The following is a 13,028-nucleotide window of genomic DNA, read 5'->3' as shown; positions in this document are numbered from 1 at the left end:
AGCGCTTTAAATTGATGGAAAAATAACCTATTTAGACTGGGCAGGCAATACTCTACAGATGAACGTCCAGTCGGTTTTTGTTATATTCATAAGTAAATGAAATATAAATATTATTTAGTAAAACTAAATTATTGTTATAATGCCAGACTTGAAAAATATTAGACTTCTTGCGCATTATCACTGCTGTTTTGCCGATATGCGCCTGGGCTGACCCCCGTCCATTTCTTAAAAGCGCGATGAAAAGCGCTGGCATCGTGAAAATTCAGCTGCTCACTGATGTCTTGCAAGCTGAGCGCAGTTTGCTCAAGCAAGTTAATGGCCAAATCACGCCGTATTTCATTTTTCAGCTGCTGAAAATTGATGCCTTCCTGCTTGAGGCGGCGCTGCATGGTGGCTTCAGACATATTAAACAGCTGTGCCAGTTCAGGCAGTTCAGCCCATTCAGAAGCCGGCATTTGGGAAAAATGCTTGCGAATCTGGTGGCTTAAGGCATGCGGGTTTTTAAAGCGCACCAGTAAATTATAGGGCGTATGCTGAATAAACTGATGCCATGATTTTTTATCTTGTTTAATGGCGATCTTTAAATAGCTGGCATCAAACTGAATGTAGTTTTCATCAGCATGATACTGAATATCATCACAAAAACGCATTCTATAGTCACTGTCATCCTGAGGCGCTGCGCATTTGAGCTGTATGCGGTTTAAGATTACGCGCTGACCACAGAGCCAGCACATCATGCCATGAATCAGCATGAGGTAGGTGGCATAACTGAACATGCGCTTAGGGTGGCGGCTGTCTTTAATCACGATATAGGCATAATTTTCCTGCACAAAATGTGTGCTGCTGAAATCATCCAGCACCAAATTCAGAAATTGCAGAATGTGGGACAAGGCCTTGCCTAAATCAGCAGCTTGCAACACCGACTTGGATAAAAAAGTATAGCTGCCTCTGCGCATGGGGTGATGATCCATGCCAAAGAATTCGTCATTCATGGCATCCGCCAAAACAATCCACAATTGCGCATATTGTATAACTGAAACACGGGTTTTATTGGTGTGCAGCAATTCAGGGGCGATGCCGGCTTGAGTCAGTAAGTCGTTTATTTCATAACCTTGGCGTTCTGCATTGTGCAGCGCTTCTTTAACCAAGCGAATTGAAATCGTGCCTTTAAAATAATCGCTGTCCAATCTCTTCATCCATGTATTCTTGATTTCATTTTTCTATTGTTCAAATACATCACGGTAAATGCAGTCTTTGGAAATTGTACTGAATTTATTCTATGTTTACTCTGTGTCTTAAGTCGAATTTCAAAACACAGATTATTTAAAATAGATTTAAAGGAAAAATAAAATGAAAATTCAAGGAAAGGTGTTCGTGGTGACTGGCGGCGCGTCTGGGCTAGGTGCCGCTACAGCCACGTATTTAGTGGGTCAAGGCGCTAAAGTCATTATGGCCGACATGAACCAAGAGCTGGGTGAAGCCTTGCAGCGCCGTTTAGGTGAGCACGCAGAATTTCAGCTGCTGGATGTGACCAGTGAAGCTGATGCAGAAGCCTTTTTCCAGCACGTTGAAAATAAATATGGCCAACTGAATGGTTTAGTGAACTGTGCTGGTATTGCGCCTTCTGCAAAAGTATTGGGCCGCGATGGCTTGCATGATTTAGCCATGTTCCAGAAAGTCCTTAATATCAATGTCGTTGGCACATTTAATATGATCCGCTTTGGAGCGCGCTTAATTGCAAAATATGAACTGCAGGCAGGCGAAGAAGAGCGTGGCGCAATTGTGAATACCGCTTCGGTGGCTGCTTTTGACGGTCAAATTGGACAGGTTGCTTATGCAGCATCAAAAGGCGCTGTGGCTGCCATGACTTTGCCTCTAGCCCGTGAATTGGCGCGGGAATCGATTCGGGTCATGACTATTGCACCGGGCATTATGGAAACCCCTATGCTGAAAGGCTTGCCTCAGCATGTACAGGATGCCTTGGGGCAAATGGTGCCGTTTCCGCCGCGTTTGGCTAAACCTGAGGAATTTGCGCATTTGGTGGGGCATATTTTTGAAAATGGCTATTTGAATGGCGAAGTGATTCGGCTGGATGGCGCTATTCGGATGCAGCCGAAATAATGGAAAGATGATCTGAGGGTTAAATGCAGAGTCTTTTTATTATCGATTCAAAATTTAGCATAACCTTCGGTTCGACCTGCTTTTCTTAAGGGAAAAGCAGGCAAAATCATTGCCATTCGCGAAACCATGTTTACTGGACATTACCGTGTTTTTGTTTCGCAGATACATTAATTTTTAAAAGCGATAAAGGTTGCGAATGGAACTGCCATGCAACGCAGAGTTTTTAATATTTCCAATTTAAAGAAAGATCAAATTTTAAGAATAGTAATGAGAAGGATGCTCTATGATTTTAAATGAAGCGCAGAAAATGGTTCAGGACATGATGCGGGATTTTTCTCAAAGCAAGCTGAAGCCGACGGCAGCGGAAAGGGATAAAACAGCGCGCTTTCCTGCTGAAGAGTTAAAAGAGCTGGGTGCACTGGGTGCGCTGGGCATGACCGTTTCTGAGGAATGGAGCGGTGCTGGCATGGACTATGTCTCACTGGTTTTGGCTATAGAAGAAATTGCAGCCGGTGATGGCGCAATTTCAACAATTGTGAGCGTACAGAATTCACTGCCTTGCGGCATTACTCAGCGTTATGGCACAGAAGAGCAAAAGAAAAAATATCTAACCAAGTTGGCGACAGGTGAAATGTTGGGCTGTTTCTGCCTGACTGAGCCGCAGGCAGGATCGGATGCCAGTGCCCTGGAATGCCAGGCGGTACGCGAGGGTGATGAGTGGGTCATTAATGGCACAAAGCAGTTTATTACCACAGGCAAATATGCAGACATCGCCATTGTATTTGCTGTCACCGATAAAGCTGCAGGCAAAAAGGGCATTTCCTGCTTCTTGGTGCCAACCAATGCTGCGGGATATATTGTGTCGCGCGTAGAAGAAAAGATGGGGCAGCATTGTTCCGATACCGCGACGATCATTTTTGATGACTGCCGCATTCCAGCGGACCATTTGCTGGGCCAAGAAGGCGATGGCTATAAAATTGCCTTATCAAATTTAGAGTCTGGGCGGATTGGCATTGCCGCGCAATGTGTCGGTATGGCGCGTGCAGCCCTGGATGCGGCCGTGGAATATGCCCATGAGCGCAAAGCCTTCGGTGTTGAAATTGTGCAGCATCAGGCGGTGGCATTTCGTTTGGCCGATATGGCCACGCAAATTGAAGCGGCGCGTCAGCTTATTTTGCACGCTGCGGCATTAAAAGATGCCCATTTACCGTGTTTAAAAGAAGCCTCTATGGCTAAGCTGTTTGCATCGATCATGGCCGAGCGGGTGTGTTCTGATGCGATTCAGATTCATGGCGGCTATGGCTATGTTTCAGACTTTCCTGTTGAGCGGATTTACCGGGATGTGCGTGTCAGCCAAATTTATGAAGGCGCATCGGATATTCAGCGTCTGGTGATTGCCCGTGAAGTGGCTAAAGCCTGATTGATCAGACTTTAGTCGATGCCCAAAGCCTGCAATGCATTTGACGGTTATGGAAATTGCAGGCGGCATCTGAACATGCTTTGCTTATCTTATATTTAAAAAAGCACTGAGTGATCGGTGCAAATCTTAGTACTGGATGTACAGCTGGGGCTGAGTAAAGGCCACAGCAGAAATAAAACAATGATGAATGCGCTAAGCGCGGATGCCTTGCCATTTTGTCTATCGAATAAGAGGTTTTTAAAAATGAAAACATTGGAACAGGCCTATCTGGATTTTGATTTTGAAAAGCTGATGACGGCGCAATTGGCAGGTTCAGCGCAGCGCATGAACGCCTATGTGGAATGCTGCCAGCGTTATGTCGGACAGCAAAAGACCGCGCTGATTTGGGAAGGCAAACATGGCGAATCTGCTGAATGGACATTTGAACAGCTGGATGAAGCATCGGGCAAACTGGCGAACTATTTTAAAAGTTTGGGCCTAAAAAAAGGCGACTGCATCGCTGGCCTTTTGCCCAGAACGCCAGAACTGCTGATAACTGTGCTGGCTGCATGGCGGATAGGCGCAATTTATCAGCCGCTATTTACCGCTTTTGAGTCGAAAGCCATTGAACACCGCATAGACACGGCACAGACCCAGTTGATCGTGACCAATACAGAACAGCGTCCAAAGTTAAACAGCGTAAAAGTGCCGCATATTTTAACGGTGCAGCCTCATTTAAGCACAGATGAAGGATCACCATCAGATGCCGGTTTTTGGCAGGTGCTTGCATCACAGTCTGCTGTTTGTGAACCTGAAATGCTGGGTTTGGAAGATGATTTCCTGATGATGTTTACCTCGGGAACCACTGGACTGGCAAAATCGGTGCCGGTGCCCTTAAAAGCGGTCTTAGCCTTTAAGGGCTATATGACCCATGCGGTTGATTTGCGTGATGAGGATTCGTTCTGGAATTTGGCCGATCCCGGCTGGGCCTATGGCCTGTATTACGGCATCACTGGCCCATTAAGTTTAGGCCATAGCATTATTATGGATGAGCGTGCGTTTAGCGTTGATAACGCTTTACAGATTATTCAAAAATATAAAGTCAGCAATTTGACGGGTTCACCAACGGCATTCCGCATGTTTTTTGGCTTTAAAGAAAAGTTTGATCCATCCATTAAAGAGCATTTGCGTGTGGTAAGCAGTGCAGGCGAGCCGTTAACGCCTGAAGTGATTCATTGGTTCAATCATGATTTAGATGTGAATATTTATGACCAATATGGGCAGACAGAATTAGGCATGGTCATCGCCAATCATCATGCGCTGGATCACTATAAAAAAGTCGGTTCGGCGGGCTACGCAATCCCGGGGCATCGTTTTGCGGTGTTGAATAAAGAGCATCAGGAAGTTGAGGCGGGCAGCATAGGTACTTTAGCCATAGATTGCTCTCAATCGCCATTATTTTGGTTTAATGGCTATGGCGGCAATAACCGTAAATCGTTTGTGGGGCACTATTATTTAACGGGCGATACCGTGTGTTTAAATGAGCAAATGGGCATCGATTTTATCGGGCGTGCTGACGATGTCATTACAACGTCAGGCTATCGTGTGGGCCCTTTTGATGTGGAAAGCACATTATTGGAATGCGCGGAGGTTTTGGAGTCTGCTGTAGTGGGCAAGCCAGATCCAGAACGCACAGAGCTTGTAAAAGCTTTTGTGGTGCTTAAAGCACAATATCCAGCGACGCCGGAACTGATGCAGAAATTACAGGACTATGTGCGTTCACGCCTATCGAAACATGCCTATCCAAAAGAAATTGAGTTTGTGGCAAATTTGCCGAAAACCTCCAGCGGAAAAATTCAGCGCAATTTGCTGAAACAGCAGGAAATTGCCAAAGCGGAAAATCTGCATAAAGTAGGCTAGTTGGTTTTAAAATAGGTTTATCTTAAATGCATTCAAATAAAAAGGCGGTCTCATGACCGCCTTTTTATTTGGGTTTCACTAATGAATATCTAGCGGCTGGCAAGCGGCAAATGTTTTGGCAATAATATCAGGCAAGCCAAAGCAGCAATCAGCGCACAAACAGCAATGATACTGACCAAGCCAAAACCGCCTGCAGAAGAAGATGCGCCTGTGATGGCTGTGACGATTGCACCAAAGCCAAATTGCAGAGAGCCCAATAAGGCCGAAGCGGTTCCTGTATTTTTGTGTTGGAACATTAACGCCAATTGAGTTCCTGTCGGCATAATAAAACCCAGTAAAGCCACAGCAATAAATAAGGCAATACAGAAAATGATTAAGCTGTCTATGCCGCATGCTAAGCAGGCGAAAAGCGCAGCAATGACAATAAAAAAGCCAAAGTTCATACATTTGTAGGCCTGCAGCAGACCCATTTTTTCATGCACTTTCGGATTTAAAATTGCAGCAGCAATTAATCCAAACGCATTTAAGGCAAACAGCAGGCTGAATTGAGTTGATGTGAGCTGATATTCAGAAATAAAGACGCTGGCAGAACCTGCAATGTAGGCAAAGAACCCCGCTTGAGCAATACATAAGGCGAATGCATAAATAATGAATTTACGGTCAGTGATAATTTGACCATACAGCCTAAAGGTCTGTGAAAGCTGAAATTGTTTACGCTGTTCGGTATTGCGTGTTTCCGGCAGGAATAAAGCAGCAGCGCTCATTACAATTGCGCCATACACGGCAAGAAAGATGAAAATATTGCGCCAAGAGCCTAAAGCCTGCAAGCCATCGCCAATTAAAGGCGCGGCCACGGGCGATAAGCCCAAAATGGCTAAAACCATCGACATCATCTTACCCATCGCAGGGCCTTCATATTGATCTTTAATAATAGCGAAGGCAATGACCATGCCAATCGAACCGCCTAAGCCTTGTACAAAGCGAATCGTTTGCAGTTGCGTCGCCGTTGCTGCCAAGGCGCAGCCAATCGAACCGAGTATAAAAATACTGAGCCCTGTGTAGATAAGCGGTTTGCGTCCAAATTTATCTGAAAGCGGGCCGTAAACCAATTGTCCCAGCATCAAACCGGCAAAGAAAGTCATTAAACTAAACTGTATTGAACCTTCACTGCTGCCCATTGCTTCTGCCATTGCAGGAATGCTGGGCAGATACATATCAATGCCGATAGGGCCAAGGGTTGCCAGCAATGCAATGAGCAGAGGCATTGCACGGTTTGGTGATGCTGTCATAATAAATCTGAATTTGGTAAAACGGCGCGTATTATGAAACCTATGAGTTTCCTAAGTCAAGGAGGAATACATGGCTAAACTGGGCAGACCTTTGGCAATGACCGTGGAGCAGCGCCGTAAAGAAATTTTCTTGGCTGCAGAGAAACTGTTTGGAAATTATGGCTTTGAAAATGTCACGATGGCTCAAATTGCCACGGAAACAGGCATGTCAAAAAAAACCTTATATGCATATTTTTCTGATAAACGCGCATTGCTAAAATCCTTGGTCGAATCCTCTTATATCTGGCCAGAGGAAGCATTTCCAGATCATCAGCTCAATTGCGCGGCGGTGTTAAAACAGCATTTAAAAACCATTGCTGAGCATGTGCTTTCAGAGCGCCATATTAAATTATGCCGTTTATCTATCGCGGAGCATGCCGATATGGACGGCATCTCAAATACATTTTATGAGATGGGCATCGCGTCTAGCCGCAATCATTTAATTGCAGCCATTGAGCAGATTGCGCCCGCAGAAAGGCGTTTAGCATTAACGGCAGAGATTTTGGCAGACATGCTGTTTGGTGCATCCATTGCAAAGCCATTTCTTGATGCATTATTGATCGATAAGGTCGCGGATTTGGCTGAAATACATCAAACCATTGACACGACTGTCGATGCAATGCTGATAATAGCCTGAACATCGCCGCAGCGCTTCTTCTAAACGGATATTGAAACAGTGAATCAGCCCACAGATTTAGACTTGGAACTTAGCGAATCTGAAATGCATTTATATAGCCGCCAAATTTTATTGGATGGCTGGGATATTGATGCGCAGGAAAAGCTAAAACTCTCGAATGTGCTCATTGTCGGCTGTGGCGGTATTGGCTGCGCATCTGCCGAACTTTTGGCGCGTGCAGGCGTGGGTAAAATTACCCTGATCGATGCTGATACGATTGAAATCAGCAATCTGCAGCGGCAAATGGCATTTACTGAAGCTGATTTAGGCTTTTATAAAGCAGAGGTTTTAGCCAAACGCCTAGCCAGCATTAATCCCTATATTCAAGTAAACAGTGTGGTTTCTAAACTGGATGCTTCCAATGCGGAATCACTGATTTCCCCGCAAGATTTGGTGCTAGATGGCTGTGATAATTTTGCCACACGCTATTTGGTCAATGCTATTTGCAAACAGCTGAATGTGCCTTTAATCAGTGCATCGGCCATTGGTTTTCAAGGCCAATTGTTTATGGTGGAAGGCGACTCGGCCTGCTATGAATGCCTCTTTCCGAAAGAGCAGCAGGCCAATGAAAGCCTGCGCTGTGCAGATTCTGGGGTTTTGGCCACCACGCCAAATGTAATGGCCAGTTTGCAGGCGCATCATGCCTTGCTGTTTTTAGGTTTAAATGCCACGCCATTAAAGCAAAAACTGCTGCTTTGGGATGGGCTCAGCATGAAACAGCGTGTTTTAGGCTTTCTGCATGATGAAAATTGTCCAATTTGTCAGGCAAGATAGTCCTGCAAAAGATTGAAATTTTGCTACACTCACTACAATTTATTTTTCCTCAGACATTATGAAAAACAATATTTGGCTTGATGGATTCCGCTCGGTGGCCCGTATGGGTGAAACGGCGGTCGTGGCGGCAAAAGCCGGCATTAAATACGCAACAGAAAAACCAAGCAATGCAAAACTCATGCGCGAGACATTTGAGTCGCTGGGTTCAACCTATATTAAATTGGGGCAGTTTATTGCCAGCACGCCGTCATTATTTCCGCGTGAATACGTCGAAGAATTTCAGGGCTGCCTGGACCAAACGCCAAGTTTGCCTTTCAGCTATGTACAGCAAGTGCTGGCTTCAGAATTTGCAGGCCGCGATTTATCGCAAATTTTTGCCTCGATTGACGAAACACCTTTAGCATCTGCTTCCATTGCGCAAGTGCATGCCGCAAAACTGGTTACTGGTGAAAGTGTCGTGCTTAAAGTGCAAAAGCCGGGTGTAGAAACCATTCTCTACACAGACTTAAATGTGCTGCATTGGGCTGCAAAAATTTTAGAAAAAGCCGTACCCAAAGTTAAATTTGCGTCATTGGCCGATATTGTCGAAGAAATTAAAACCCGTATGGTGCGTGAAGTCGACTTCATTGAAGAAGCGCAAAATATTGATGATTTTGTCAATTATCTGAATATTACCAATAACAAAGCCGCGGCTGCGCCGAAAGTTTATCATCAGTTTTCTACCCGCCGCGTGTTAACCATGGAACGCTTTTATGGCGTGCCATTGACCGACTTTGAGGTTGTGAAAAAAGTATCAAAAGATCCATCACAAGTTTTAGTGACGGCCATGAATACATGGTTTGGCAGTTTGATGATGTGTGAAAGCTTCCATGCAGATTTGCATGCCGGCAATCTGATGCTGCTGGAAGATGGCCGTATTGGTTTTATTGACTTCGGCATTGTGGGTCAGTTGAAGCCCGAAGTCTGGACCGCCTGTATTGCCTTTATGGATGCGCTGCAAAAAACGGATTATGCCTTGATGGCGGAAAACATGCTGAAGATGGGCATGACCGATAAGAAAATTGATACTAAAGTGCTGGCGGATGATTTGGAGCGGTTGTTCAGCGGCGTATTGCTGGCAGATCCGCAAGAATTATTAAGCTCTAATCCTGCCGATTTAAATGACATTATGATGGATATGGTCGGGGTAGGCGAACGCCACGGCATCCGCTTCCCGCGTGACTTTGCCTTGCTGTTTAAGCAAATGCTGTATTTTGACCGTTTCATGCGTATTCTTGCGCCGTATACCGATATTTATGCAGATCAGCGTTTGCAAATGGTGCAAACAATCGATCCTAATGTGCTATTGAAGCATTAATTCAGCATAACAATCCTTCCCCGCTTGCCTTTCTTGCACTTTTTTAAAGCAATACTTTAAAACTTGCTCAGGGAGGCGTTTTGCCATTTTTAAATCGATAACGATGGCAAGTCCCTCTTTTAAAAGAGGGATTTAGGGAGGTTATTTATAAATCTTCTATTTCTGAGCAAGCACATGGACGCAATTATTATTGAAGGCTTAAAGGTTGATACAGTGGTCGGCTGTTTCAATTGGGAGCGTCAAATTATTCAGCCTTTAATGCTGGATATCACCATTGGCACCAGCCTGGAACAGGCGTCGAATTCGGACGAGCTGGAAGATACGCTGAACTATGCAGAAATTTGTGAAATTTCAGCCAAAGTGATTCAGGATGCGCAGCCTAAATTGATCGAACATGCGGCAAAGCTGGTGTTAAATGCACTTTTTACTACCTATCCTGTGGTGGAATCTATTATGATTACCATCCGTAAGCCTGCCATTATCCCGCAAGCAAATTCTGTAGGAATTCGTCTTGAACGTCACCGAAACGATTTTCGCCCTAGCGCTGGCGAGTAATTGCAATCCGAAACAGCATTTTCAACGTGCAATTGCGCAAATCTCTGAATTAGGTGATTTTAAATTTTCAAAAATTTATCTGATTCCATGCCGTGACGGTATTGGTGCCGAATACTGGAATGCCGCGTGTCTGGTACGCAGTCATTTAACGGCTTTTGAAGTTACGGCCTATTTGAAACAGATGGAAGCGGATTCTGGCCGAATTCGCCCATCGCATAATATTTCGCTGGATGTAGACCTGATTGCATGGGGTAGTGATTTAACGCACATGCAGTTTAATCCTAAAAAAATGCCCTTGGCCTTGGACGTAAAAATTCCAATGTATGACATTTGGGAAAATGAGCTGTTCCAACATCAGCATGATGCATTTCCTGTGGTGCAGGTAGACGGATTGTGAAAATTTAAAATAGGAGTGTTGGGCAATACTGTTGCCGGCACAGTCTTTTGAAACATCGCTTTGAAATATCACTTGAAACATTGAGACAGTTTAATTATCTTAAAAATAAAAATAAGACCAGATAAATCAAATGTATATTATTGAAAATAAAATGGAAATACAATGCAGCGCGCAAGCGCTGTTCAATTATGTGACACAGCCTTGGCTATGGCATGAATGGCATCCCAACTCTATTTCTGCAACAGAAAGTTCAAATGGGCTTAAAGTGGGTGATACTTTTCTGGAAATGATTCGGCTTAAGCCGCTTGACCCTTTGCCTGTTATTTTCAATCGGGAAACGTCCTATACGGTTTTAGTGAGTCAGCCTGATACGCAATGGATTGTCGAGGGGAAAACCAATAATGGTGCATTGCGGATACAATATGATTTTGAACAAATTTCAGAAAATCGTGTGTTATTTAAAAGAACCTTAAGTTTTAAGGTGGAAGGTCATTTGCGTGTTATGTCGTATTTTCTAGTCAAAAACATGAAGAAAACCTCAGTGATTGCCTTGGATAATCTCAAGAGAAAGCTTTCTGATGCTTGATCTGTGAGGGATTAATCAATGAATTTAAATTGACGGGATGATTGCTTTCACCGCATTCAAAAAATTAATAATTCATATGAATTGAATCAAGATTCTCATCGACGCTTTTGCTTTCCGCTCACAATTTTTTAGATCATCTTGATGTTTTTCGGCCTCTGCTGCGCTGTGGACAGTACGATGCCAAAAGAATCATTCATCACAGGGCGTTTGAGTTAGAAAATGCATCATTTTGTGCATTTCAGTTGATATGCCAGTCTGAATGCTATGATAAGCCTTCAGCCAAAAAGAAATAAAGATCGTATGAATTGGACGGATCTTATTCAGCATTATGGGTATTTCGCAGTATTTGCGGGCAGCTTGTTTGAAGGCGAAACCGTGCTGATGCTGGGCGCATATGCGGTTCATCAACATCTTTTAAATTTTTGGCTGCTGATTGCTGCTGCAATGCTCGGCGGTTTTACTGGGGATCAATTTTATTATCAAGTTGGCCGCCGTTATGGGCAGAAATTGATACAAAGCAAGCCTGAGCTTGCAAAAAAATTTGATAAAGCCAGTCAATTTATTGAACGCTTTCCAGTTTTAACGATTTTACTGATGCGTTTTGCTTGGGGTTTAAGAACGGTACTTCCAATTGCTGTTGGCATTAAAGCTTATCCAATTTGGAAATATATATTCATTAATATTTGGGCCTGTTTTATTTGGGCTTGGGCTGTCGTCACGGTGGGCCTGAAAGTTACGCATGGGCTGCATATCTTTTGGGCAAAAATGCTGTCTTATGACGATGATATTTACACAGTGATTGCTGTTGTTGCCTGTATTGCATTCGGCAGAATCATTTATATGGCGGTTAAAAAACTGCGCGCCTAAAAGGCTGCTCTGCAATGCTGTCATAACAGTATGAAGGCTGGCAGGCGGGCAGCCTAAATGTTTGCGCTATGAATATTATGCATAGCGGAGCATTATTAAATATCATTTTATTCATATATTTTTCTTTTGTAATCTTAGTAAGGATATTCAAAATTATTTACACAGCGCATCGCTCGGCTGTAACTCAGAGACGCTATCAATGAAAAATTTTAAAGAAAAAGTTGCTGCCATTACGGGTGCCGGTTCAGGTATTGGGCGTCAGCTAGCCTTGCAGCTGGCGCAGCAGGGCGCTCATTTGGCTTTGAGCGATATGAATGAGCAGGGCTTGCTGGAAACGCTGAACTTACTGAAAGATTATTCCATTAAAGTGACCTTAACGAAATTGGATGTCGCTGACCGCGAAGCTGTATATGCATGGGCGGAAAGCAGCTTTAATGAATTTGGTCAGTTGAACCTCATTTTCAATAATGCAGGCGTGGCTTTAGCCAGCACGGTTGAAGGCATGAACTATGATGAGCTGGAATGGATTTTCAATATCAATTTCTGGGGTGTGGTTTATGGGACCAAAGCCTTTTTGCCGTATTTAAAGCAAAGCGGTGAAGGCCATATTATCAATACATCGAGTTTATTCGGTCTGACTGCACAGCCGACGCAAAGCGCATATAACGCAACGAAATTTGCAGTGCGCGGATTTACCGAAGCTTTACGTCAAGAACTGGATATGGAAAATTGCGGTGTTAGCGCAACGTCAGTTCATCCAGGCGGGATCCGTACCAATATTGCCAATGCAGCGCGCATGAGTGACAGTATCCGGGCATTGGGCATGAATCCTGAAAAGGCCAGCCGTTCATTCAACAAAGTCTTAAAAACACCGCCGGAACTGGCGGCCAAAGTTATTCTAGATGCCGTAAAAGACAATAAGGCGCGTGTGCTGATAGGCAATGACGCAAAGCTTTTAGACTTGGTGCAGCGTGTTGCGCCATCGCATTATGCGCAGGCGCTGAATTTTTTTACCAAAAGAAAAGCCAAGAAGAAATAATACGCATCT

At 44.2% G+C, this 13,028-nt stretch carries 13 protein-coding genes; 11 read left to right on the top strand and 2 right to left on the bottom strand.

Annotation, left to right across the window (positions count from 1 at the left end; genetic code table 11):
• Window positions 1-158 precede the first annotated feature (158 nt).
• Window positions 159-1,196, bottom strand: a complete 1,038-nt coding sequence (locus JZ784_RS14060) for an AraC family transcriptional regulator (RefSeq protein WP_346315277.1) — start codon at window positions 1,194-1,196, stop codon at window positions 159-161.
• A gap of 154 nt (window positions 1,197-1,350) precedes the next feature.
• On the opposite strand from JZ784_RS14060, the gene JZ784_RS14055 reads away from it, so the two are divergent.
• The 3 genes from JZ784_RS14055 to JZ784_RS14045 all read left to right on the top strand — a co-directional run bounded on the left by JZ784_RS14055 (window position 1,351) and on the right by JZ784_RS14045 (window position 5,440).
• Complete coding sequence (locus JZ784_RS14055; protein ID WP_346315276.1) at window positions 1,351-2,121, top strand: 3-hydroxyacyl-CoA dehydrogenase; 771 nt, start codon at window positions 1,351-1,353, stop codon at window positions 2,119-2,121.
• Between the two features lie 283 nt (window positions 2,122-2,404).
• Window positions 2,405-3,541 carry an acyl-CoA dehydrogenase family protein gene (locus tag JZ784_RS14050; RefSeq protein WP_346315275.1) on the top strand — a complete coding sequence of 379 codons (1,137 nt, stop codon included), beginning with the start codon at window positions 2,405-2,407 and terminating at the stop codon, window positions 3,539-3,541.
• 243 nt (window positions 3,542-3,784) lie between these two features.
• Window positions 3,785-5,440: an AMP-binding protein gene (locus JZ784_RS14045; protein WP_346315378.1), complete on the top strand. Its 1,656-nt coding sequence runs from the start codon at window positions 3,785-3,787 to the stop codon at window positions 5,438-5,440.
• Between the two features lie 89 nt (window positions 5,441-5,529).
• Here JZ784_RS14045 and JZ784_RS14040 read toward each other — a convergent pair whose 3' ends face one another.
• A complete protein-coding gene (locus JZ784_RS14040) occupies window positions 5,530-6,729 on the bottom strand; it encodes a multidrug effflux MFS transporter (protein WP_346315274.1) in 1,200 nt (399 codons plus the stop codon).
• A 70-nt stretch (window positions 6,730-6,799) separates the two neighbouring features.
• On the opposite strand from JZ784_RS14040, the gene JZ784_RS14035 reads away from it, so the two are divergent.
• From JZ784_RS14035 to JZ784_RS14000, 8 genes are all read left to right on the top strand, one after another.
• Window positions 6,800-7,405 (top strand): TetR/AcrR family transcriptional regulator, encoded by a 606-nt coding sequence (locus tag JZ784_RS14035; RefSeq protein ID WP_346315273.1) that lies wholly within the window; start codon window positions 6,800-6,802, stop codon window positions 7,403-7,405.
• A gap of 84 nt (window positions 7,406-7,489) precedes the next feature.
• Complete coding sequence (locus JZ784_RS14030) at window positions 7,490-8,218, top strand: HesA/MoeB/ThiF family protein (protein ID WP_346315377.1); 729 nt, start codon at window positions 7,490-7,492, stop codon at window positions 8,216-8,218.
• A 58-nt stretch (window positions 8,219-8,276) separates the two neighbouring features.
• Window positions 8,277-9,575 carry an AarF/UbiB family protein gene (locus JZ784_RS14025; protein ID WP_346315272.1) on the top strand — a complete coding sequence of 433 codons (1,299 nt, stop codon included), beginning with the start codon at window positions 8,277-8,279 and terminating at the stop codon, window positions 9,573-9,575.
• Between the two features lie 174 nt (window positions 9,576-9,749).
• Window positions 9,750-10,130, top strand: coding sequence for a dihydroneopterin aldolase (gene folB, locus JZ784_RS14020; RefSeq protein ID WP_130146096.1), 381 nt, complete (start codon window positions 9,750-9,752; stop codon window positions 10,128-10,130).
• Entirely contained in the window at window positions 10,087-10,527 is a 441-nt protein-coding gene (locus JZ784_RS14015) for a 2-amino-4-hydroxy-6-hydroxymethyldihydropteridine diphosphokinase (protein WP_346315271.1), read from the top strand. Before folB ends, JZ784_RS14015 begins: the two co-directional genes overlap by 44 nt.
• 151 nt (window positions 10,528-10,678) lie before the next feature.
• Window positions 10,679-11,113 carry an SRPBCC family protein gene (locus tag JZ784_RS14010; protein ID WP_346315270.1) on the top strand — a complete coding sequence of 145 codons (435 nt, stop codon included), beginning with the start codon at window positions 10,679-10,681 and terminating at the stop codon, window positions 11,111-11,113.
• Window positions 11,114-11,413: 300 nt separating this feature from the next.
• Entirely contained in the window at window positions 11,414-11,980 is a 567-nt protein-coding gene (locus JZ784_RS14005; protein WP_346315269.1) for a DedA family protein, read from the top strand.
• Window positions 11,981-12,179: 199 nt separating this feature from the next.
• Window positions 12,180-13,019 carry an SDR family NAD(P)-dependent oxidoreductase gene (locus JZ784_RS14000; RefSeq protein WP_346315268.1) on the top strand — a complete coding sequence of 280 codons (840 nt, stop codon included), beginning with the start codon at window positions 12,180-12,182 and terminating at the stop codon, window positions 13,017-13,019.
• The last annotated feature ends 9 nt before the right edge of the window (window positions 13,020-13,028 follow it).

Source organism: Acinetobacter sp. CWB-B33 (assembly GCF_039655955.1).
GTDB classification, from domain to species: Bacteria; Pseudomonadota; Gammaproteobacteria; order Pseudomonadales; family Moraxellaceae; genus Acinetobacter; species Acinetobacter bouvetii.
Note: the sequence above shows the minus strand (reverse complement) of the source record. Positions and strands in the feature narration are given on the sequence as shown.